Origin of the sequence: Pseudomonas peli, from assembly GCF_900099645.1 — a bacterium.
Taxonomy (GTDB): domain Bacteria; phylum Pseudomonadota; class Gammaproteobacteria; order Pseudomonadales; family Pseudomonadaceae; genus Aquipseudomonas; species Aquipseudomonas peli.
The window spans coordinates 448,291-470,362 of sequence record NZ_FMTL01000002.1 but is presented as its reverse complement, the minus strand read 5'-3'; the positions used below and the strand labels follow the sequence as shown (position 1 = coordinate 470,362).

Annotated in this window: 21 protein-coding genes; 5 read left to right on the top strand and 16 right to left on the bottom strand. The window is 61.1% G+C overall.

Annotated elements, in window-relative coordinates:
- The first annotated feature begins 263 nt into the window (after nt 1-263).
- From BLO50_RS10955 to BLO50_RS10945, 3 genes are all read left to right on the top strand, one after another.
- Nucleotides 264-935 carry a COG3650 family protein gene (locus BLO50_RS10955; RefSeq protein WP_090252458.1) on the top strand — a complete coding sequence of 224 codons (672 nt, stop codon included), beginning with the start codon at nt 264-266 and terminating at the stop codon, nt 933-935.
- An 82-nt stretch (nt 936-1,017) separates the two neighbouring features.
- Nucleotides 1,018-2,025 carry a type I glyceraldehyde-3-phosphate dehydrogenase gene (gene gap, locus BLO50_RS10950; protein WP_090252456.1) on the top strand — a complete coding sequence of 336 codons (1,008 nt, stop codon included), beginning with the start codon at nt 1,018-1,020 and terminating at the stop codon, nt 2,023-2,025.
- Between the two features lie 135 nt (nt 2,026-2,160).
- Nucleotides 2,161-3,777: an NAD(P)/FAD-dependent oxidoreductase gene (locus tag BLO50_RS10945; protein ID WP_090252453.1), complete on the top strand. Its 1,617-nt coding sequence runs from the start codon at nt 2,161-2,163 to the stop codon at nt 3,775-3,777.
- A gap of 60 nt (nt 3,778-3,837) precedes the next feature.
- Here the strand turns inward: BLO50_RS10945 and BLO50_RS10940 are convergent, their stop codons facing one another.
- From BLO50_RS10940 to BLO50_RS10900, 9 genes are all read right to left on the bottom strand, one after another.
- The gene (locus BLO50_RS10940) at nt 3,838-4,932 is read right to left on the bottom strand and encodes a PLP-dependent cysteine synthase family protein (RefSeq protein WP_090252450.1); all 1,095 of its coding nucleotides are present in this window, start codon (nt 4,930-4,932) and stop codon (nt 3,838-3,840) included.
- 10 nt (nt 4,933-4,942) lie between these two features.
- Complete coding sequence (locus BLO50_RS10935; protein ID WP_090252448.1) at nt 4,943-5,848, bottom strand: DMT family transporter; 906 nt, start codon at nt 5,846-5,848, stop codon at nt 4,943-4,945.
- 83 nt (nt 5,849-5,931) lie between these two features.
- The gene (locus tag BLO50_RS10930; protein ID WP_090252445.1) at nt 5,932-6,264 is read right to left on the bottom strand and encodes a Na+/H+ antiporter subunit G; all 333 of its coding nucleotides are present in this window, start codon (nt 6,262-6,264) and stop codon (nt 5,932-5,934) included.
- Nucleotides 6,265-6,287: 23 nt separating this feature from the next.
- On the bottom strand, nt 6,288-6,557 hold the full coding sequence (locus BLO50_RS10925; RefSeq protein ID WP_090252444.1) for a K+/H+ antiporter subunit F: 270 nt from the start codon (nt 6,555-6,557) through the stop codon (nt 6,288-6,290).
- Entirely contained in the window at nt 6,542-7,045 is a 504-nt protein-coding gene (locus BLO50_RS10920; protein WP_090252441.1) for a Na+/H+ antiporter subunit E, read from the bottom strand. The genes BLO50_RS10925 and BLO50_RS10920 overlap by 16 nt, the downstream gene beginning before the upstream one ends.
- The gene (locus BLO50_RS10915; RefSeq protein WP_090252438.1) at nt 7,042-8,547 is read right to left on the bottom strand and encodes a monovalent cation/H+ antiporter subunit D; all 1,506 of its coding nucleotides are present in this window, start codon (nt 8,545-8,547) and stop codon (nt 7,042-7,044) included. Before BLO50_RS10915 ends, BLO50_RS10920 begins: the two co-directional genes overlap by 4 nt.
- On the bottom strand, nt 8,544-8,873 hold the full coding sequence (locus tag BLO50_RS10910) for a Na+/H+ antiporter subunit C (protein WP_090252436.1): 330 nt from the start codon (nt 8,871-8,873) through the stop codon (nt 8,544-8,546). The genes BLO50_RS10915 and BLO50_RS10910 overlap by 4 nt, the downstream gene beginning before the upstream one ends.
- 1 nt (nt 8,874) lies before the next feature.
- Nucleotides 8,875-11,667 carry a monovalent cation/H+ antiporter subunit A gene (locus BLO50_RS10905; protein WP_090252433.1) on the bottom strand — a complete coding sequence of 931 codons (2,793 nt, stop codon included), beginning with the start codon at nt 11,665-11,667 and terminating at the stop codon, nt 8,875-8,877.
- Between the two features lie 325 nt (nt 11,668-11,992).
- Entirely contained in the window at nt 11,993-12,454 is a 462-nt protein-coding gene (locus BLO50_RS10900; RefSeq protein WP_090254068.1) for an outer membrane lipoprotein, read from the bottom strand.
- A gap of 175 nt (nt 12,455-12,629) precedes the next feature.
- Here BLO50_RS10900 and BLO50_RS10895 point away from each other — a divergent pair, with 175 nt between their 5' ends.
- Nucleotides 12,630-12,866 (top strand): hypothetical protein, encoded by a 237-nt coding sequence (locus BLO50_RS10895; RefSeq protein WP_090252431.1) that lies wholly within the window; start codon nt 12,630-12,632, stop codon nt 12,864-12,866.
- Nucleotides 12,867-12,873: 7 nt separating this feature from the next.
- Here the strand turns inward: BLO50_RS10895 and pdxH are convergent, their stop codons facing one another.
- From pdxH to dinG, 5 genes are all read right to left on the bottom strand, one after another.
- Entirely contained in the window at nt 12,874-13,521 is a 648-nt protein-coding gene (gene pdxH, locus BLO50_RS10890; protein WP_090252428.1) for a pyridoxamine 5'-phosphate oxidase, read from the bottom strand.
- 88 nt (nt 13,522-13,609) lie between these two features.
- Nucleotides 13,610-14,296: an OmpA family protein gene (locus tag BLO50_RS10885; RefSeq protein ID WP_090252426.1), complete on the bottom strand. Its 687-nt coding sequence runs from the start codon at nt 14,294-14,296 to the stop codon at nt 13,610-13,612.
- A gap of 94 nt (nt 14,297-14,390) precedes the next feature.
- Nucleotides 14,391-15,536 carry a serine hydrolase domain-containing protein gene (locus BLO50_RS10880; protein ID WP_090254066.1) on the bottom strand — a complete coding sequence of 382 codons (1,146 nt, stop codon included), beginning with the start codon at nt 15,534-15,536 and terminating at the stop codon, nt 14,391-14,393.
- A gap of 115 nt (nt 15,537-15,651) precedes the next feature.
- Entirely contained in the window at nt 15,652-17,745 is a 2,094-nt protein-coding gene (locus BLO50_RS10875; RefSeq protein WP_167354466.1) for a beta-agarase, read from the bottom strand.
- A gap of 250 nt (nt 17,746-17,995) precedes the next feature.
- Nucleotides 17,996-20,140, bottom strand: a complete 2,145-nt coding sequence (gene dinG / locus BLO50_RS10870) for an ATP-dependent DNA helicase DinG (protein WP_090252423.1) — start codon at nt 20,138-20,140, stop codon at nt 17,996-17,998.
- A gap of 193 nt (nt 20,141-20,333) precedes the next feature.
- Here dinG and BLO50_RS10865 point away from each other — a divergent pair, with 193 nt between their 5' ends.
- Nucleotides 20,334-20,798 (top strand): CopD family protein, encoded by a 465-nt coding sequence (locus BLO50_RS10865; protein ID WP_090252421.1) that lies wholly within the window; start codon nt 20,334-20,336, stop codon nt 20,796-20,798.
- A gap of 51 nt (nt 20,799-20,849) precedes the next feature.
- On the opposite strand, the gene BLO50_RS10860 is transcribed toward BLO50_RS10865, so the two are convergent.
- Both BLO50_RS10860 and BLO50_RS10855 read right to left on the bottom strand, forming a co-directional pair.
- Entirely contained in the window at nt 20,850-21,611 is a 762-nt protein-coding gene (locus BLO50_RS10860) for a collagen-like domain-containing protein (RefSeq protein WP_090252418.1), read from the bottom strand.
- Nucleotides 21,604-21,906 (bottom strand): DUF1145 domain-containing protein, encoded by a 303-nt coding sequence (locus tag BLO50_RS10855; protein ID WP_090252415.1) that lies wholly within the window; start codon nt 21,904-21,906, stop codon nt 21,604-21,606. The genes BLO50_RS10860 and BLO50_RS10855 overlap by 8 nt, the downstream gene beginning before the upstream one ends.
- Nucleotides 21,907-22,072 lie beyond the last annotated feature (166 nt).

The following is a 22,072-nucleotide window of genomic DNA, read 5'->3' as shown; positions in this document are numbered from 1 at the left end:
GAGTGCACAGCATGACGACGAGACATGCCAGGGCGTCACATTAATAGCGCCAAATTTATAACGCGTAGATTAAATCGAAGACAACACATGCAGACCCCCATGCTGCGGGGTTTTAGCTAGCTCGCCACTCAGGCCCTATCGAGCGGACTTAACACGGCTAGCCCGCCACGAACGCGGCTGAAAATGCCGTCACCAGTGGCGGTATGCCCTTGTGATACGCCAGGGGCCTAGGTAACGTGAGCGCACTTTTCAGGAGTGCCACAATGCGTTTCAGCCGCCCTTTTTGCCTTGCCTTGTTGCCACTGCTCGCCAGCTGCCAGGTGTTTACCGACAAACCCGCCGAGCCGGTGATCGAGCAGACGCGCATGCAGGGCGAGCTCAGCCTGAACGCGGGCCAGTTGCTGTTTCGCCCCTGCCAGGAACAACGTCAATTTATTCTCAAGGAAGACAGCGCAGCCGAGCTGAGCAGCGATGCCAGCACGCTATTCAATGATGGCCACACAACGCTGTATGTCGATATGCGCGGCCAGCTGCAGGCCAATGCGCAGAAAGGTGTCGATGGCCAGTTCGTGCCGGGCCAGGTGTACCGCGTTCAGGCTGAAGGCCATGGCTGCACAGACATCAACTTCGCCCGCACCCTCCTGCGTGCCAGCGGCCACGAGCCGGATTGGAATATCGCGGTAAGCAATCAGGGTCTGATCCTCAATCGCCCAGGTCAGGAGCCACAGGCGCTGCCGTACCTGGAAGAGCAATTGCCCGAAGGCCGCCTTAACCTCAGCAGTGAAGCCAACGGCCAACGCCTGGATCTGTGGGTCGCCCGCCAGCGCTGCGTCGACGGCATGAGTGGTGCGGTGCAGCACCTGAGCGCCGAGTTGCGTCTTAATGGGCAAGTCCTGCGGGGCTGCGCCTACCTCGGCGGCGCGCGCAACGATTAGCAATCAGATAGCTGAGATAGATCAGCCGAGCGGCAGACGATTGGCCTAAGCTGCAAGTGAAGACAGCCAAAGGGATATCGTTATGCTGCGCATTGCTATCAATGGATATGGACGTATCGGTCGCTGCCTGGTGCGCGCGTTGTTCGAGCGCAAACTGGAGCAGCAGATCCACCTCACCGCGATCAATGATCTGGGTGAGCAAAGCACCCTCGCCCACCTCACCCGCTTCGACTCCACCTTCGGCCGCTTTCCTGGCGATATCAGCCTGGACGGCGATACCCTGCTGGTAAACGGCCACCCGATCCAGCTGCTGCGTGAGCGCGAAGTGACTAATCTGCCCTGGCGTGAGCATGCGGTGGATCTGGCGCTCGAATGCACCGGCAAACTGAAAAAGCGCGAACAGGTCGAACAGCACATCAGCGCCGGCAGCCCGCGCGTGCTGCTCTCACACCCACTGGACAGCGCCGACCTGACCGTGGTCTACGGCGTTAACCATCAACTGCTGGGCGATCAGCAGATTGTGTCCAACGCCTCCTGCACCACTAACTGCCTGGCACCAATGGCCAAGGTACTGCACGAAGCCGTGGGCATTCGTCAGGGGCTGGTCAACACCATCCACTCTTACACCAATGACCAGAACCTGCTGGACAAGACCCACAGCGACCTCTACCGCGCCCGTGCCGCCGCGCTGTCGATGATCCCCACCAGCACCGGTGCGGCCAAAGCCATCGGCCTGGTCATGCCGGAGCTGATCGGCCGCTTGGATGGGCTGTCGATACGCGTACCGACGCCCAACGTGTCGCTGGTCGATCTGACCTTTACCAGCGAACGCCCGACCAGCCGTGAAGCGATCAACGCCGCGCTAAAGGCCGGCGCTATGCAATTGCCGCCTGGGGTGATGGAGTGCAACGAGCTGGCACTGGTGTCCAGCGACTTCAACGGCTACCCGGTGTCCTGCGTGGTCGACCTCAGCCACACCCGCGTGCAGGGCGATCTGGTCAAGGTCTTGGCCTGGTATGACAACGAGTGGGCCTTCGCCAACCGCATGCTCGACGTGATGCTGGCTTGGGTAAAGCCTGAGGTGCGCTAGCACTATGGGTTGAGCGCGCCCCATGACGGGCCGCTGCCGTTTATCGGCAGCGGCCTTTAACCACTGATCAGGCGTATAATCGTCGCCTTTTAAAAGCTGCCGGGTTGCCTCCGGCCCTGAAAGTGGATCGCCTTCATGCTTCGTATCACTGAACTCAAGCTGCCCCTCGACCACCCCGAAGAAGCCCTGCGCCCGGCCATCGTCCAGCGCCTGGACATCGCCGACAGCGAGCTGCTCGACTTCACCTTGTTCAAGCGCAGCTACGATGCGCGCAAAAAATCCAGTGAGATGCACTTCATCTACACCATCGACTGCGAGCTGCGCGATGAAGCGGCGCTGCTGGCCACGTTCAGCGATGACCGGCATATCAGCGTCACCCCGGATACCGCCTACAAACCAGTCGGCATGGCGTCCGAGAACCTCGCAGAGCGTCCGCTGGTAGTCGGCTTTGGCCCGTGCGGGATTTTCGCCGCGCTGATTCTGGCCCAGGCCGGACTCAAGCCCATCGTGCTGGAACGCGGCACCGAAGTGCGCCAGCGCACCAAGGACACCTGGGGCCTGTGGCGCAAGAACGTGCTTAACCCCGAGTCCAACGTGCAGTTTGGCGAGGGCGGTGCCGGCACCTTCTCCGACGGCAAGCTGTACAGCCAGATCAAAGACCCCAAACATTACGGGCGCAAGGTGCTGCAGGAGTTCGTCAAAGCCGGCGCGCCAGAGGAAATTCTCTACGTCAGCAAGCCACATATCGGCACCTTCCGCCTCACCGGCGTGGTCGCCACCATGCGTGAAGAGATCAAAGCGCTGGGCGGCGAAGTGCGTTTTCAGCAGCGCGTCAGCGATGTGCTGATCGAGGATGGCCAGCTCAAAGGCGTGGTGCTCGACAGCGGCGAGCAGATTCTCAGCCGCCAGGTGATCCTGGCCCTGGGCCACAGCTCGCGTGACACCTTCCGCATGCTGCATAAGCGCGAGGTCTTTATGGAAGCCAAGCCGTTTTCGGTGGGCTTTCGTATCGAGCACCCGCAAGGTCTGATCGACCGCGCACGCCTCGGTAAATACGCCGGCCACCCCAAGCTCGGCGCTGCAGACTACAAACTGGTGCACCACGCCAAAAACGGCCGCTCGGTCTACAGCTTCTGCATGTGCCCAGGCGGCACCGTAGTCGCGGCCACCTCGGAGCCGAACCGCGTGGTGACAAACGGCATGAGCCAGTACTCACGCAACGAACGCAACGCCAACGCCGGCATCGTCGTCGGCATTACTCCAGAGCAGGATTACCCAGGCGGCCCACTGGCCGGTGTGGAATTGCAGGAGCGGCTGGAATCTCAGGCCTACCTGCTCGGCGGCAGCAACTACGAAGCGCCAGGACAGCTGGTCGGCGACTTTATTGCCGGCAAGCCTTCTACTGAACTGGGCAGCGTCGAGCCGTCGTACAAACCGGGAATCAAACTGGGCGACCTGGCCCTGGCATTGCCGGACTTTGCCATCGAGGCGATCCGCGAAGCGCTGCCGGCCTTCGGCAAGCAGATCAAAGGTTTCGACCTGCATGACGCGGTGCTGACCGGCATCGAGACCCGCACCTCTTCGCCACTGCGCATTACCCGTGACGCGGATATGCAGAGCCTCAACGTTCGCGGCCTGTACCCGGCTGGTGAAGGTGCCGGCTACGCCGGCGGCATTCTCTCTGCCGGGGTGGATGGCATTCGTGTGGCCGAAGCGCTGATTCGCGACATGCTCGGGATTGCAGAAGCCTGATACGCCGCTGCTGGTTACTGATCAGCCCATGGCGCAACTCAGTCCGCCCGCCGGTTTAAGCTATAGACCGGCGGTAGGCAGGTCAGCAGGCAAAGGAATGCCACGCTCGGCACAGTCCGCCACAGCAGTAATGAACGCGGCCAGCTCGAACCCCTGAGCACTGAGCCAGGCGAAATCGTAGTAGGTGTCGGCATAGCGCTCACCGCCATCGCAGAGAATCGCCACCACCGAACCGGACTCCCCCGCCGCGACCATCCGCTGTGCAACCAGCAGCGCGCCAATCAGATTGGTACCGCTGGAGCCGCCCACTTTCCGACCCAGGCGCTGCGCCAGGTAATGCATGGCGGCCAACGACAAGGCATCCGGCACCTTGCACATGGCATCGATCACCGTCGGCAGAAAGGACGCCTCGACCCGTGGCCGGCCAATACCTTCGATACGCGAACCGTGGTTCAGGCACAGGCTGGCATCACCGGTGCGGTAGTAATCGAAAAACACCGAACGCTCGGCATCCGCGCACAACACCTGAGTGTTGTGGCGGCGATAACGCACATAGCGCCCCAACGTCGCCAGAGTGCCGCCGGTGCCAGGGCTGGACACCAGCCAACTAGGCTCAGGGAAACGTTCACTGCGCAGCTGCTGGAAGATCGACTCGGCGATGTTGTTGTTGGCGCGCCAGTCAGTGGCGCGCTCGGCGTAGGTGAACTGATCCATAAAATGCCCGCCGGTCTCTCGCGCAAGGCGCTCAGACTCGGCGTATATCTGCGTTGGATCAGTCACCAGATGGCTCTGGCCGCCGTAGAAAGCGATCTGTGCGATCTTCTCCTTCGAGGTGCTGGCCGGCATCACCGCGATAAACGGCAGCCCCAGTAAGCGGGCGAAATAGGCCTCGGAAATTGCCGTGGAACCACTGGACGCCTCGATCACCGGTGCGCCGGGTTTGAGCCAGCCGTTACACAGCGCATAAAGAAACAACGATCGCGCCAGCCGGTGTTTGAGGCTGCCGGTGGGGTGGCTGGATTCGTCCTTGAAATACAGCTCGACGCCGGGCAATCCCGGCAGCGACAGGGGTATCAGGTGGGTGTCGGCGCTGCGCTGAAAATCCGCCTCGATGATGCGGATCGCTTCGCGCGCCCAGCTTCTTGAATCGCTCATACCTTATCCCCTAATCCAGAACACCAGCGGGCACCACGCGCGCGCCTCGCCACTGACTCAACAACACGCCGGCAAACACAAAGGCGGCTGCCAGCATCTGCATGCTATTCAGGCTTTCGCCCAATAACAGTATGGCGAACAGCAAGGTGAACACCGGGATCAGGTTGGTAAAACCTGAGGCCTGGCTGGCCGGCAAGCGGCTGACGCCGAAGTTGTAGAGCCCATAAGCGCCCACGGTGACCAGAATGCCCAGATAGGCCACCGCGCCCAGGCCCATGGGGCTGACGCTGGTCGGCAACGGCGCGCTGAACCAGGCCAAAGGCAGAAAGAAAACAGTGCCGACAAAGGCCACCATGGCGGTCAGCAGAAAGGGCGAATAGCGCGATGACAAGTGCTTGAGCAACAGGGTGTAACCCATGGCGCAGAGCATCGCGAGCAGCTCGTAGAAGTTGCCGAGGATGGGGTTACTGGCGTGCTCGTCGGCACTGCCGGCCAGGCTCAGCCATACGGCGCCGACCAGGGCGATCAGAAACCCCGACAGGGTGATGCGACTGATCCGTTCACGCAGGAAGACAAACGCCCCCACCGCCACCAGCAGCGGCAGCAAAGCCGTGACCATGCCCGCTTGCGCGGCGCTGGTTTGCTGCAGCGCCAGGGCTTCAAAGAGGAAATACAGGCAGGGTTCGCAGGCAGCCAGGCCAAGCAGGTACTTCCAGTCACCGGCGCGATAATGCATCTGTCCGCGCCAGCGCCAGGCCAGCAGAAACACCAGGCTGCCCAGGGCCATACGGCCGAAGATCACCCACAGCGGCGGCAATTCGGCAAAGGCCAGTTTCAGCGCAATAAAGGAACTACCCCACAGCGCCATGGCGATCACCAGGCAGATGATCGCGATGCCCCTTTCCCGCTCTTGCATACCAAGCCCCTGACTAAAGGCTGCAGTGTAGAGAGGCATACGCGACGCCGACAGATACAGTCAGCGCCTTGAACTGTGTGGGCTTATTGTTCCCAGGGCTTACCGCGAGTTTGCTCGCTGATCCGCAGCTTCTGCTGCAGTGCGGCTTTGGCCAACATGTGGGCGCTGACCGGGGCAGTGATAAACAGAAACAGGGTAATCAGCAGCTCATGCAAACTGACGCCCTCACCGCGAAAGCTGAAGTAGATCAGCGAAGCGATCACCATGCCGCCCACGCCCAGGGTGCTGGCTTTGGTCGGGCCATGCAGGCGCATAAAAAAGTCCGGCAGGCGGTACAAACCAATCGCACCGATCAAGGCGAATAGGCTGCCGATCAGCAGAAACAGCGCCACCAGCGCTTCGATCCAGGTATCCATTCAGCAGTCTCCGTAGAACGTTGTTACTCGATGATGTCGCCGCGCAACAAATACTTGGCCACTGCGACCGTGCCGATAAAGCCCATCACCGCAATCAGCAGGGCGGCTTCAAAATACAGGTCCGATCCCAGCCAAATACCGAGCAACACCAGCATGGCAATCGCGTTGATATACAGGGTATCCAGGGCCAGGATGCGGTCGGGCAAATCCGGGCCGATGATCAGGCGCGCCATGGTCAGCACCAGGGCCACGCCAATGATCATCAGGCACAGCGGGATCACGTAGGCGAGCATGTGAACACCTCCAGCAGGGGGGCTTCGTAACGCTGTTTGATTTCTGCGACCAAGGCGTCAGGGTCCGGCACATCCAGGCCGTGCACCAGGAGCATCTTACGGTCGTCACTGAGGTCGGCAGAGACCGTGCCCGGGGTCAGAGAAATAATGCTGGTGAGCATGGTCAGGGCCAGTTCATCTTCCAGCAGCATGGGAATTTCCACGAAGGCTGGGCGCAGCTTGGCGGTCGACCCAAGGATCAGCTTGGCCACCTGCAGGTTGGCCGTGATGATATCGCCGAGGATGCGCAGCAAAAACAGGCACAGCTTGAACGGTTTGTGCACCCGTGGAGGGTTGATCCAGAACACCTGGGTCAACAGCGGAATGGCCCAGCCGAGCAGCGCACCGAGCAACCAGTGGCCCAGGCTCAGGTCATTCATCAGCAGCAGCCAGACCAACAGCAGGCACACGCTCAGCAGCGGATGGGGTAACCAGCGACGTGCTTTCATCGTGCAGCTCCCGATTCGATGATTTGCCGGTACAGCGCCAAGTCATGCAGTTGGCTGGCGGTAGCCTCGACATAACTCAGCAGCGGCGCGGCACCAACCATCAACACCAGGCTGAGCAGCAGCAAACCAGCGCAGGCTAACAGCCGGCCGTAATCCAGCTCGGCACTGTCCAGCTGGCTCAAGCCGACACGCCAGAACAGCATGCTACCGGCACGGCTGAGGGCCACCAGGGTCAGCAGGCCGCCGCCCAGCACCACGGGCCACAGCATGAGCGCCTGCACGCCCGGCTCCAGCGAGCGCAGCAGCAACAGCTTGCCGATAAACCCAGACAGCGGCGGCAGGCCGGCCACTGCAATCGCGCCGAAGAAGAACAGGCCGCCGAGCAGGTGCGGGTTCTGCAGCGCGGGACCTTGCACCAGCAGCGCCTGCTTATCGCCGCGCTGACGGGCAATCAGATCAGCCAGCAGGAACAGCCCACCGGCCACCCAGGTGCTGTGCACCAGGTAATACAGGGCTGCGGCCAGGGCTTGCTCAGTGCCGATGGCAATGCCGGCGAGCAAAGTGCCCACCGATACCACCACCAGATACGCCAGGAGCCCCTGCAAGCTAACGGCGGCCAGTGCACCGATCACACCCAGTGCCAGGGTCAGCAAGGCAATCGGCCAGAGCCAGTCGTTGGCCATGTTGGCCAGGCTGCCGGCCTCGTCACCGAAGATCAGCGTGTACACGCGGATGATCGAATACAGGCCGACCTTGGTCATGATCGCAAACAGCGCGGCGACCGGCGCAGTGGCCGAGGCATAGGCCTTGGGCAGCCAGAAATACAGTGGCAGAAACGCCGCCTTGAGGCCAAACACCACCAGCAGCAGCAAGCCGGCAGCGCCCAGCAGCGCCGCATCATCCGGCCCGGCAGCCGCCACGCGAATGGCCATATCAGCCATGTTCAGGGTGCCGGTGATGCCATACAGCACGCCCACGGCGAGCAGGAAGAACGCCGACCCCACCAGGTTCAGTACCACGTAATGCAGCCCCGCGCGCACCCGTTCTGCCCCACCGCCATGCACCAGCAGCGCATAGGAGGCGATCAGCAGGATTTCGAAGAACACGAACAGGTTGAACAGATCACCCGTGAGGAAGGCGCCGTTGATGCCCATCAGCTGAAACTGGAACAGCGCATGAAAACTCTGCCCGCGCTCATCGTCGCCCCGCACCGCATACAACAGGGCAAAGCTACCCAGCACCGCCGTGACCACCAGCAACAAGGCGCTCAGCCGATCGAGCAGCAGGATGATGCCGAACGGCGCCGCCCAGTTACCGGCGGCATACACCTGCAGCACGTCCTGATCAGCCAGCCAGAGCAGATAGCCGCTCAATGGCAGCAGCAACAGGGTTGCCACCAGCGACAGGCTGCGTTTGACCCGCAGGCTCAGGCCCGCACCCAGCAGCAACAGGCTGCCGGCAAACATCGGCAGCAGAATGGGCAGGATCACGCCGTGATTCATTGTGCTGGCTCCTGGCCGTCAACATGGTCGGTCTGGGTTTCGCCCACGCTGCGCAGCGCCAGCACCACCACGAAGGCCGTCATGGCAAAGCCGATCACGATGGCAGTCAGCACCAGCGCCTGCGGCAGTGGGTCCGCGTAGGCACTGCCCTTGCCAATCACCGTGACCACACCGCCCTGCAAGCGGCCCATGGCAAACAGGAACAGGTTGACCGCGTAGGAAATCAGCGTCAGCCCCAGCACCACTGGGAAGGTCCGGGCGCGCAGCAGCAGATAAACACCGCTTGCGGTGAGGAGGCCCAAGGTTGCGGCAAATATGGCTTCCATTTCAAAGCACCTCTTCTACAGCTTTTTCCTGGGTCAACTTGCCCAGGTTGGCGAGAATCAGCAGGGTCGCGCCGACCACTGTCAGGTACACGCCCAGGTCAAACAACAGGGCAGTAGCCAGCTCAATTTCTCCGACCAGCGGGATATGGAAATGACCAAAAGCCGAGGTCAGGAACGGCCGATCAAACAGCCAGCTGCCCAAACCCGTCAGGCCGGCAATCATCACGCCGAGACCTGCCATGCTTTGGTAATTCAGCGGCAGGCGCGACTGCGTCCACTGCACGCCGCTGGCGACGTATTGCAGGATCAGCGCTACGGCTGTCACCAAGCCGGCAATAAAGCCGCCACCGGGCAGGTTGTGGCCACGCAGGAAGATAAACACCGAGACCAGTAGCGCCATCGGCAGTAGCACCCGCGACAAGGTGGCGAGGATCAGCGGATGACGGTCCCGCGCCCAGCTGCGGCCCTGCGCATCGACCTTGGGTTGGAACAGGCGCAAACCATCGAGCAAGGCAAAGATGCCCACGGCCGCAATCGCCAGCACAGTGACCTCACCGAGGGTATCGAAGCCACGGAAGTCCACCAGAATCACGTTGACCACGTTGGTGCCGCCGCCGCCCGGTACGCTGTTCTCCAGGAAGAACGCTGAAATGCTGTCGTACGGCCGCGTCAGCACGGCGAACACCAGCATCGCAACCATCAGCCCACTGCCGACCGCCAGGGCGAAGTCACGCAAACCGCGCAGGCTGCTCGACTCGATGCGCGTCTGCGCCGGCAGGAAGAACAAGGCGAGCATCAACAGGATGATGGTCACCACCTCGACCGAGAGCTGGGTCAGGGCCAAATCCGGCGCCGAATAGCGGGCGAAGGCCAAGGCCACCATCAGACCGACCACGCTAAGCATCAACAACGAAACCAGACGCTGCCGGTGGAACACCACCGTTACCAGCGCGGCAAACGCCATGATGCCCAGGCCCAGGGCAGTGATGCCGTCAATCTCGGTCATCGCCAGCGGCCCGCTGATCTGCGGCAAGGAGCTCAGCCCCTGAGTCACCACCAACAAGGCGGCCGCCAGCAAAAGTGCCAGGTAGCGCTGCAGCGAAGCATTCTCCAGCCATTGGGTAAAGCCGCTGCATGCCTTGACCAGCGCCTGTACGCCGCGCTCAAAGATCAACTTGGCATCCACACTCGGCAGCCCGGCATACCAACGGAACAGCGGCTGACGGAACACGTACACCAGAATCCCGCCGAACAAGGCAATAAAGCTCATCAGTAGCGGCAGGTTGAAACCATGCCAGATCGCCAGACTGTAACTTGGCACATCACCGCCCAGGGTGGCGGAAGCGGCAGCAGCCAGCAACGGTGCCACGGTATAGGCCGGAATAATCCCCACCAGCAGGCAGAGGAACACCAAAATCTCCACCGGCACCTTCATGTAGCGCGGCGGTTCATGCGGCGGGTAATGCGGCAGGTCGACCGGCTCGCCGTTGAAAAACACGTCGTGGATAAAGCGCAGCGAATACGCCACCGAGAACACCCCAGCCAAGGTGGCCGCCGCCGGAATCACCCAATTGAAGCTGCCCAGCAGGTGCTGATTGAGCGTTTCGGTAAAGAACATTTCCTTGCTCAAGAAGCCATTGAGCAACGGCACCCCGGCCATCGCCGAGGCTGCCACCATCGCCAGAACCGCCGTGTGCGGCATGTACTTCCACATACCGTTGATGCGCCGCATATCGCGGCTACCGGTTTCGTGGTCGATGATCCCTGCCGCCATAAACAGCGAGGCCTTGAAGGTGGCGTGGTTGATGATGTGGAACACCGCTGCCACAGCGGCCAAGCGGGTATCGAGGCCGAACAGCAAGGTGATCAGGCCCAGGTGGCTGATCGTTGAATAGGCCAGCAAACCCTTGAGGTCATGCTGAAACAGGGCCATCCCGGCACCAACCAGCAAGGTCACCAGGCCGGTGATACTGACCAGGTAGAACCACCACTCCGACCCTGCCAACGCCGGATACAGACGCGCCAGGAGAAACACCCCGGCTTTGACCATGGTCGCCGAATGCAGATACGCCGACACCGGCGTCGGCGCGGCCATAGCATGGGGCAGCCAGAAATGGAACGGGAACTGCGCCGACTTGGTGAATACGCCCAGCAGCACCAGAATCAGTGCCAGCGGGTACAGCTCATGGGCGCGGATCGCATAACCGGCCGCCAGCACCTGGGATAACTCGAAACTGCCGGCGATATGGCCGATCAGCAGAATCCCGGCGAACAATGCCAGACCACCGCCGCCGGTCACGGCCAAGGCCATGCGCGCGCCTTTGCGGGCATCGGAACGGGCGCCCCAGAAACCAATCAGCAGGAACGACGACAGGCTGGTCAGCTCCCAGAACATCAGCATCAGCAGCAGGTTTTCCGACAGCACCACGCCGAGCATGGCGCCCATAAACAGCAAGAGGAAAGCGAAGAAACGCCCCATCGGCTCCTTCTTCGACAGGTAGTAACGCGCATAAAGAATCACCAGCAGGCCAATGCCGAGAATCAGCAGGGCAAACAGAAAGCCCAAACCATCGAGACGCAGGCTGAGATTCAGGCCCAGGGCCGGTAACCACTCCAGCTTGACCTTCAGCAGCTCGCCAGAGAACACCGCCGACTGCTGCGAAAGCAGCAGTACCAGAGCCATCAGCGGCGCCACCCCGGCCGCCGCGGCGCAGGCGGAACGGCCCAGACGCTCGGCCAGTAATGGCAGAAAAATGCCGAGAAATGGCAAGGCGATGATCAGCGCAAGCGTCATAGAAAAACCCCTTAATACGAACCCGGCACGTTACCGTGCCCGGCTGACTCCCTAACTTGCTTACTGGCGGCCCGCCATAGCACTGACCGAAGCCGCACTCATACAAAAGTATTGCACCGCGGCGTTACGAGCGCCTGCCGGTACAACAGCGTGCGCGATTATCCATAACTATCGGCTAACCGTCATGGATAGAATTATTACTAAAAACTCCGTTTCCCGCGAAGTCGCCTGAAAACCCCTTAAAACAAGGATAAACGTCTGGTTTATCTAGAAAAAAGGCAATAAAAAGCCGGATCAGTCAAAACTGATCCGGCTTTTTCAAGGCTCAGTGAGAAACGCGGCTGGTGCCATTTACCGTCAGGATGCGCACACGCTCACCAACGCGGAAAACCTGATTTTCTTCAACGGCCTGAACATAGGCACGCATACTGCCGTCATCCTCGCGGACGGTGATTTCCACACCTTGGGTGCGGGTCAGCCCTTCCTCGGTCATCGCGCCGAGCAAACCACCGGCCACTGCACCGATCACGGCCGCCACGGCACTGCCGCGACCACCGCCCACACCACTACCGGCGACACCGCCGATAACCGCACCGGCACCGGCGCCGATTGGGGTCTTGGTGCCTTCGATCTTCACTGGGCGCAGTGCTTCGATGGTGCCCATGCGCACGGTCTGCACGGTTCGCGCCTCATCACGCGAGTAGGTGTCACCAGTCAGGCTGGAGGCGCAGCCGCCCAACAGGGTCAGCACGGCAAACGAAGCGGCCAACAGAACAGGGTTACGCATGATCATTTCTCCAGTTAGGCAGGTGTTCATTAAACCGCCTGCGCAGCTTAGCTGTCACCCGCCAATATGCAGCAAATCTTTACCCAAGCTGCGATGCGGAGCGTTAGCGCGACACTACGCCGCGTGCAACCTCAATACCCAATCAGCCTAAGCTAAGACTTGGCTTGGAGGACTTATGGATTACTTTATCGTCGTCATCACCAGTGTGGCTGGGCTGTACTTCCACTGGTGGCTGTATGTGCGAATCAAACGCTGGATGGACCGCGACCTGGCGTTATCACTGGCGGGCGACTGCGCAGCCAAACGCAGCTATATGCTTACTCGCCTAGCTGAAGCCCAGGCCGCCGGTATCACGCGCAGTAACCTACCCGCCTGGCTTGAGCAAGCCGCCGGAGAATACGCCGGCGACTGATGAGAACTCAGGGAGCCAAGCGCTCGCGGAGCCAGTCGGCGCCCTGCAAACGGAAGTTGAGGCGGTCATGCAGACGACTGGAGCGACCTTGCCAGAACTCGATGCGCTCCGGCAGCAGGCGATAGCCACCCCAGTGCGGCGGGCAATGTGGCGCGCGATCCAGGAAGCGTTGTTCGGTCTCTTCAAGCAGGGCTTCCAGCTCAGCACGATCGGCAATCACCCGACTCTGCGGCGAGGCCCATGCCCCCAGTCGGCTGCCCAGCGGACGCACCTGAAAGTAAGCATCACACTCATCGGCCGTGACCCGCTCAACACGCCCCTCAATGCGCACCTGACGCTCCAGGCTGGGCCAGAAGAAGGTCATGGCGGCAAAGGGGTTGGCAGCCAGATGCTTACCTTTGGCGCTGTCGTAATTACTGAAGAAGGTGAAGCCGCGCGCATCCAGCCCCTTGAGCAACAGCACCCGGCAGTGCGGGCGACCGTCGGCATCAACGGTCGCCAGGGTCATGGCATTGGGTTCGACCGGTACCTGCTCGGTTTTCACCGCCTCGGCAAACCACTGCTCAAATAACGCAAACGGCTCGAGCGGCGCCTGCGTTTCGCTCAAGCCATCACGGGTGTAGTCACGGCGCATATCAGCCAGGGTTTGAGTCATGGGCACATCCTCTCGAACAGATGGTGCCTAGCTTACCCGCGAGCGCTCTATTTGGCTTGATCTGCGGCAACACGCCGCGACAAAGCCCTTACTGGCTTTTGGCGGGCTTATCGGCCTTGGCAACAGTTTTGGCGTTTTTGTCTGCTACGGTTTTGCTGGCCGCGACTGCTGGGGCGGGAGCCGCTGCCGGCTGGCTGTATTTGGCGATAAGCGCGTTCAGGGTGGCTTTCGAGGTCAGGAGAATTTCCACCCGGCGATTCAGCGCACGGCCTTGTTGGCTGTCGTTGGCCGCACGCGGCATGTCCGAGCCCAGGCCCTTGACCATTAAGCGGTTCTGCTTGAGCCCGCTAAGGCGGAAAATCGAGGTAAATGCACGGGCGCGCTGCTGGCTAAGGTCACGGTTGGCGTTTACTTCACCGCTGCTGTCAGCATGGCCGAGAATCAATACCCCGATGGTTTCATCACTTTCCAGCAACTTAGCCATGCGGCTCAGCGGGGCCAGGGTGGCTGGCAGCATCATGTGCGGACGATCCGGGTTGAAGGAGCCCTGCACCGGCGCAGTGACCACCAGCAGATTTTCCCGACGCTCAAACTCGAAATGGGTGCCTTTGATCGCTTCACGCACCTTCGGCTCGTACACATCCAACCAGGCCTGAGTCACTGCCGGCGGCGGCATTGGCACCGCTTTCGGCGCGGGCTTTTCGGATTTCTCGAAAAGGCTGCAACCGCTGATCAGTACACACAAAGCGATGGCGAGAGTTTTGTTGGCGAGCATCGGGTATCCACACGTGGTAAGCAAAAATAAGCCGGTCAGTGGCCCGCGCGGGCGGCGGGCCAAACCATGTTGCGCAGCAGTTTAGCCGAGCTGGCTACAAACAATCAGCCAATAGACGCGCAAGTTTCTGCGCACGAGGGTCCATCAAGACGAACGGTCCTAGGTTGTTGGTGACAAAACCGAAGGCCACATCTCGCTCCGGGTCGGCAAAGCCAATGGAACCGCCGGCGCCAGGGTGACCAAAGGCGCGCGGCCCCATGCCATAGGTGGCGTTGGCGACCTCGGGCTGATCCAGCATGCAGCCCAGACCGAAGCGGGTGCGGGTCAGCAGGGTCTTGTCTTCACCGACCGCGTGTTCACGGGTCAGCTCGGCCAGCAACTCGCTTTCCAGCAACTGACCATCCAGCAGACCGCTGTAGAAACCGGCCAGACTACGGGCATTGCCATGACCATTCGCCGCAGGCTGCTGCATGCGCCGCCACTCAGGCTTATTGGTACTGGTCATGATCGACGGCGGGTTGGTAAAGGCCCGCGTGCTCATGGCCGCTGGTTCGCTCATCATGGTTTTGAGCAGACGCTGGGCTGCGGCGTCGCCAAAGTTGCCCTTGCCACGAGAGATGATCGCCACCCGGTCGAACTCTTCATCGGCCAGACCGACATGAAAATCCAGACCCAGTGGTTTGGCCGTGCGCGCGACGATGGATTCGCCCGGCCCACGCCCCTCAACTCGGCGCAACACCTCACCCACCAGCCAGCCATAGGTGATCGGCGCATAACCGTGGCCCTCACCCAATGGCCACCAAGGCTGTTCAGCGGCCAGAGCCGTGGTCATCGCATGCCAGTCGTATAAAGCTTCGGCCGGCAACATCTCGCGCAAGGCAGGCAGCCCGGCCTGATGGCTGAGCAAGTGACGCAGGGTGATCTTGTTCTTGCCGGCGGCGGCAAACTCGGGCCAGTAGCGTGCGACTGGCGCATCCAGTTCCAGCTTGCCCTCACCCACCAACTGCAAGGCGGTGACTGCAGCAAAGGTCTTGGTACAGGAGAACAGGTTAAGGATGGTGTCGCTGTGCCAGGCCTGCTGACCCTCCTTGTCGGCAACCCCGGCCCACAGATCCACCACGGTTTCACCGCCGACCTGCACGCAGAGCGCCATACCGCGCTCCTGTGGCTCATCGAACAGTGCTGCAAAGGCGTCTCTAAGCGCTTCGAACTTGAGGTCGAAATAACCCTGTATCTGCACCACCCTGCCCCCTTTTTATACTCGCCAAATGTTCGGCAGATTGTTTCAGCTCTGACGCCTGCGGTGAACCCAGCACAAGGCTGGTAATCCTACTATCAGCTAGGCGAATAGCCCTTTACGGAGCCGCAGGAACTGGCGCAGTTACAGGCTTGAGCAGCGTCTTAGGAACATCGAGGTTGGCCTTGCGCACGGCTTTGACAAAGCCATCCCAAGGCCGGTCGGTAATGGCGAGCAGACCCAAATGACCATTCTCGCCATCCAGTAAACGCCCGGTAACCGGCTGATCGAGGTACTGGAACCAGTGCAAGCCGACGATCTGCGGCTCTTCCAGGGCCTTGGCCAGGAAATGCGAATAGGCCGGGCCGCGCTCTTCTTCCTTATAAACCTCGGCAACTCCGCCCCAGAACGGCCCACGGTCACGAGAGCCGAAGTGGAACTCGGTGACCATCAACGGTTTGTCCAGCTGGCGCAGGGCAGCAAAGTCATACCCATGCTGCGGCTCACGTGTATAGAAGTTGAAACTCAGCACATCGCAGAACTCGGCGCAGGCATTCACCGCCTCGGGAATACTGCTGGCGAAACGACCACCCAGCAGCAGGTGATTGGGCGCGTGCCAGTCGAGCGAATCGGCAATGGTCTTGAAATAGGTGTCGGCATACAGGCGCAAGAATGCCTGCATGTCCTTCTCGATGGCCGGGTACTCGGCACTTGGCAGCGGCGCCTTAAAGCCCGGATCTTCCATCAGCTCCCAGGCCGGCAGCTCGATACCCCAGGCGCGGGACAGGCCATTCTGATTGCGATACTTGTCGCGCAGCTGCTTGAGGAAGGCGCGCTTGGCCGGCACATCGGTGGTCAGGCGCAGCGTGGCGTACGCCAGGGCGTAACGACCGTTGGGGTCATCCGCCGGGCCAGCCCAGGCCAGTTCGTTATCAGCGAAATAACCGAGCAGCCAGGGATTGTCGCGGTGATCGCGCGAAGCAATCGCCACTGCGCGCTCGGTGGCCATGGCAAAACGCGGGTCGAATGGATCAGGCATCGCGCCCCACCAATCGACGCCGGTGCTGATGGTGGCGTAATCGCCATGAATCGACAGCGGGATGCTGAACGGCATGCGGGTATCGCTGCCAAAGGCCGGCTCGCTCCAGTTCCCTAGGGTATTGAAACCCCAGGCCTGCAGACGATCCTGGCTCAGTGTACGCCAGGCCGCGGGGTCAACCTGACCGTAGCTGCGCTGCAGGTTGGCCTTGTAGAAATCGAACCAGCGCCCGCTGGCAAATGCCCGGCCCTGATTGGCGCCGGTGTCGCTGCGGCTGTCGGACGTGCCGAAATAGGCTGCCAGTGCTTCGCCCGGCTGCGGCAAGCCGGCAAACATCGCTTCACGCCCCTCAACGTAAGTAGCACTCTGTTGCGCGGTGACCGCATTGACACCTAGCGAGTAGAACGGATGGCCCTCTGGCGTTACCAGGTACCAACGGCCGTCGCGTTTCTCGGTGCGAAAGAAGCCGCTCGCCTCAAACGGCATCCCGCCGGTCCAGCCTGCAAACTTGTCCTGCGCAGGGCGTTCAGCCAGCCAGGTATGCAATTGTTTCTGCTCCTGGGCCACAGCCTGCTGCAATTGCTCGTCGTTCTTGACCTTGCCTGGCCAATCGGCCCGTGTGTACTGGCCGTAACTGTCGACGATGCCGGCATAGGCCGCCGCCGAAAGCTGCTCGGTGCTCACGCCAAACTGGCTGATCAGAATATGTTGCGCGGCTTTCGGCTGCGGCATGGACAGGGTGACCGCGCTGACCTTGCTCAGGTCCAGCGCACCCGTGACCGTATCCGCCAGCAGCAGGCGCTGGCCTTTGTGCGTCCAGGGCATCGGTACGCCGGCACGCATACCCTGATCGCGGGGCGAGGCCGCCTGCAAAGGAATCAACAGGGTTTGCGCAGGGCCGGCAGGCAGGGCGATACGCGTGCTCAGGCGCTGGCCGTCAGTGCTCTCGATCAGCACATCCAGGGTCAGCGCCCAATCCATGGCGTTCTGCACACGCAGGCTGACCAGCGCCTGCTGCGACCAGTCCCAGCTACCGTTTTGCGGGGTCAGGCGCAGGCTCGGCTGCTCGGCAGGATGGAAGGTCACTCGACGCAGCACTTCGCCTTGCGGGGTCGGCTCGCCGATGCGGTTGGGCAGATCGGCATCCTGTGTCGTGACCTGCACGGCATCCATCGGCCGAACAAAGTTGAACAGTTCCTGCTGCTCTGTGGCCACGGCCGCCCCGTAAAAACCCACGAGCGCTGATACCAGAACAGCCGTTTGCAGCCTGCGCTTAACCTTCACGAACCACACTCCCCCATTGTTTCAACCGCCTCGGGCAACACTGCCGGAGGCAAAATCCAGGCCCTGGTGCTTACCAAGGCATTATCCATGCGCCACTTGGAGCCGATAAGGCTCAACGAGTTGCTTACCATGTGGACTGCTAACTGATTTCCCGACGAAACGGCGGCAAAGCATTGAGAATCGATTTGCCGTAGCGCTGGGTGACCACACGCCGGTCCAGCAGGGTAATAATGCCGCGATCCGCTTCGGTGCGCAGCAATCGGCCGCATGCTTGGACCAGACGCAGCGATGCATCCGGCACGGCAATTTCCATAAAGGGGTTGCCACCGCGCGCTTCGATCCACTCGGCCAGGGCCGCTTCTACCGGATCGTCCGGTACGGCGAAGGGGATCTTGGCGATCACCACATGCTCGCAGTAGGCGCCCGGCAGATCGACACCTTCGGCAAAGCTGGCCAGGCCAAACAACACGCTTTCCTCGCCGGAATCGACCCGCGCCTTATGCTTGTTCAGGGTTTCCTGCTTGGACAGGTTGCCCTGGATAAACACCCGCTTGCGCCAGTCGCGCTCCAGGCCGTCGAAGACTTCCTGCATCTGCTTGCGCGACGAAAACAGCACCAGGGTGCCGCGTGAACCCTCTACCAGACCAGGCAGCTCGCGAATAATCGCCGCCGTGTGCGCCACCGCATCACGCGGATCGGCGTTCAGATTGGGCACCCGCAGCACACCGGCGTCGGAATGATGGAACGGGCTCGGCACCACGGTGGTAACTGCCACTTTCGGCAAGCCGGCGCGCATACGGTAGCGATCAAAGGTACCCAACGCCGTCAGGGTCGCCGAGGTCACCAGGGCGCCATAGGCGACATTCCACAGATTACGTCGCAGGGTTTCCGCCGCCAGGATCGGGCTGGCATTGACCTCGATATCGAACAGCGCACCGCTATCGGCCAGGGTCAACCAACGCGCCATGGGCGGGCTTTCCTCCGGGTCTTCAGCGGTAAAGGCCAGCCACAGCTCCCAATTGCCCTTGGCCCGCGCCAGCAGGCTGCCGAACAGCGGGTACCATTCCTCAGCCTGGTGACTGGCAATACCGACAGCCCCCTCACCATCCATGGCTTCCTTGAGCTGTTCCGTTACGCCAGTGAACAGATCATTGAGCTTGGAAAAACCCTTTTTCAGCTCCAGACCCAGCTCGGTCAAGTGCTCCGGCACCACACCGCCGATAAAGCGATGGCGCGGCCGCTCGCGGCCCTGCATATCTTCGCCCGGTTTGAAGTCGGCCACCTGCTCACAGGCGGCGAACATAAATTGCTGCTGGGTTTTAAGCTCCCGCGCCAATTCCGGCACCTGTTCGATCAGCCTGCCTAGATCCCCGGGCAGCGGATTCTGCGCCAGCAACTTGGTCAGGTTCTTGTCGATCTGGGTCAGCCAATCGGCAGTCGAGCGCAAGCGGGTGAAGTGGGCGAAATGGCCAATGGCCTTGTCCGGCAGGTGATGGCCTTCGTCGAACACGTAAAGGGTGTCGCGCGGGTCCGGCAGCACCGCACCGCCGCCCAGGGCCAGGTCAGCCAGGACCATGTCATGGTTGGTGACGATGACGTCGACCTTGCCCATGCCCTCGCGTGCCTTGTAGAAGGCGCATTGCTGAAAGTTCGGACAATGGCGGTTGGTGCATTGGCTGTGATCAGTGGTCAGTTGCGACCAGCGCGTGTCTTCCAGCTCTTCCGGCCAGCTGTCACGGTCGCCGTCCCATTTATTGCCGGCGAGTTTTTCGATCATCGTGGTGAACAGCTTCTGGCTCTGCTCATCCACATCGATCTTGAAGCCTTCTTCCTCGAACAGCTGGGCGGTGGCGCTTTGCGCCTGACCCTCCTGCAACAGGATATCCAGCTTGGATAGGCACAGGTAACGCCCCCGTCCCTTGGCCAGGGCAAAGCTGAAATTCAGCCCGCTATTGCGCATAAGGTCCGGTAGATCCTTGTGCACGATCTGCTCTTGCAGGGCAACGGTGGCCGTGGCGATCACCAGGCGCTTACCTGCGGCCTTCGCCGTGGGGATCGCCGCCAAGCTGTAGGCCACTGTTTTGCCAGTACCGGTGCCGGCCTCAACCGCTACGACGGCAGGGTCACCCAGGCGACGGCCTTCGTCGTCCGTTTTAATCGCCCCCAACACTTTGGCAATTTCGGCAATCATCAGGCGCTGGCCATAGCGCGGCTTGAGCGACTTGGCCTCGAGAAAACGGGAGTAAGCGCCCTGGATCTGGGACTTGAGTTCGGTACTGAGCATGGGGATTTTGACGCGAAAAGGCTGGATAAATTTTCAGTGTTTGTAATCGGCGGCTATCATAGCGCGCTAATCGATCCAGCGCTGAATCGCTTAGGCCCTGTTTACGAACTCGCGAGCGAGAGCCTGTTTCTATAGCAGCAGGGCCGACGCGCCGCAGATCGCAACAAGCGCCTCAATCAACAGGAGTGCCTGCATGACCCCATACGCTTTCGTCTACAGCCTGCATCTGCTCGCCGCCCTAATCTGGGTGGGCGGTATGTTCTTCGCGTGGATGATCCTGCGCCCAGCCGCAGTCGCCGCCCTAGAAGCCCCGCCGCGCCTGAAACTCTGGCTGGAGGTCTTCCCACGGTTTTTCTACTGGGTATGGGCGGCGGTGATTGTGCTGCCGGTCACCGGTGTAGGCATGCTGCACCTGCGCTTTAGCGGCTTCGATACCGCACCGCGCTACGTGCACATCATGATGGGGCTGTATATCGCCATGCTGGCGCTGTTTCTGCGGATTCAGGCACTGCAACTGCCTGAGTTACGCCGCGCCGTGGCGGCAGAGGATTGGCCGAATGGTGGCGCCGTGCTTGGGCGTATTCGACGACTGGTTGGTATCAACTTGTTGCTGGGATTGTTGGGGGTAACAATCGCGGGCCTGCGCCCTTCGCTCTAAGCCTACTTACGCAGCCGCTGCTTTCGGGCAGCGGCTGGCCCTCAAAGCAGCTTAGAACTGCACGATATTCAGCGCACCTGCAGGGCCTGGCTCACCGGCACGCCCTGCTTGTCCTGGCTTGCCGTCGCGAGCGCCATCGGTGCTGTACAACCAGCAACCCTTACTCACGCCGCCTTGACCGCCTGCACCAGGCGCGCCCGGCTGACCGCCACTGCCGCCATCCAAACGCACCTGTACCTGCTCAACAGGGAAATCCTGTGGCACTTCCAAGCGCACCTGCGCACCGGCAGCACCCGGCTGGCCGTCGCCCCCATTCAAACCGTCATGACCGCGACTGGCTTCACCCCAGGTGCAGCCACCTGGCTTGCCATCAGCACCAGCTAGACCTGCATAGCCTGGCGCACCTGTGCCGCCGCGGGCATCCAGCACTAAATTTTCCAGGGTAACGGCCTGCAGTCGCAGACTCAGGTTGCGCCCCGGCAGCGCCGGCTTTTCAGCACTGCCGCGTGCGCCACGCGCGCTGATCTGTGCGCCACTGGCAATATCGGCGGTTTCAATTTCAAGGCGCAACACCTGATCACCAGGGGCAATCGCCAGCCGCGCATCACGCCCAAGGCGCAGCTGTGCGACACGAATTTCGGTCAAGCCAGATGGAATCAGCAAGGTGCCATTATCGGCAATCGCCAGACGGTCTAACAGCAACACGCTGGTAGTGCTGGGTAGACGCATAACCGCATGGGAATCAACTTCAATCACCGCCTGGGCTAATGCCAGCGGACTGAACAGCGCAGCGAGGACGATGAGCTTACGCATTTTCGGCCTCCATCTGCTGCGCTGGCTCAGGCTCGGCTACTGGCTCAGCGGGCAGCCCAAGCAACTGAAACACGCCGAACAGCATGACGTGCACACGCTCGTGAGCCGGTTTGGGGCAAGCGGCGATGCGCTTGCTAAAAAACCACAGTTCAAGGGCATGGATCAGCAGAATAAAAGCCCCAGCGCCGTTCAACAGCAGCGCAAAGGGTTGTGCAAAGGGCTGCAGCAGGTTTGCCAGTACAACACCCCAGAATAATGCCGTCAGCACCTTACCCAACGTCAGAAATACCTTCATATCCGCCCCCGGCAGTTTTTTATTTCGCTGCACCTTATCTGCTTTGGGAGTGAGCTGCCAGAAGACCAGTAAAAACCATGAGGAACGAATGCCTTCACAGCTTTTACTGGTTTAAAACTACGCTTCGCTGTTAGGCCGTTGCGAACATGGCTGATGGGTTCGCAAC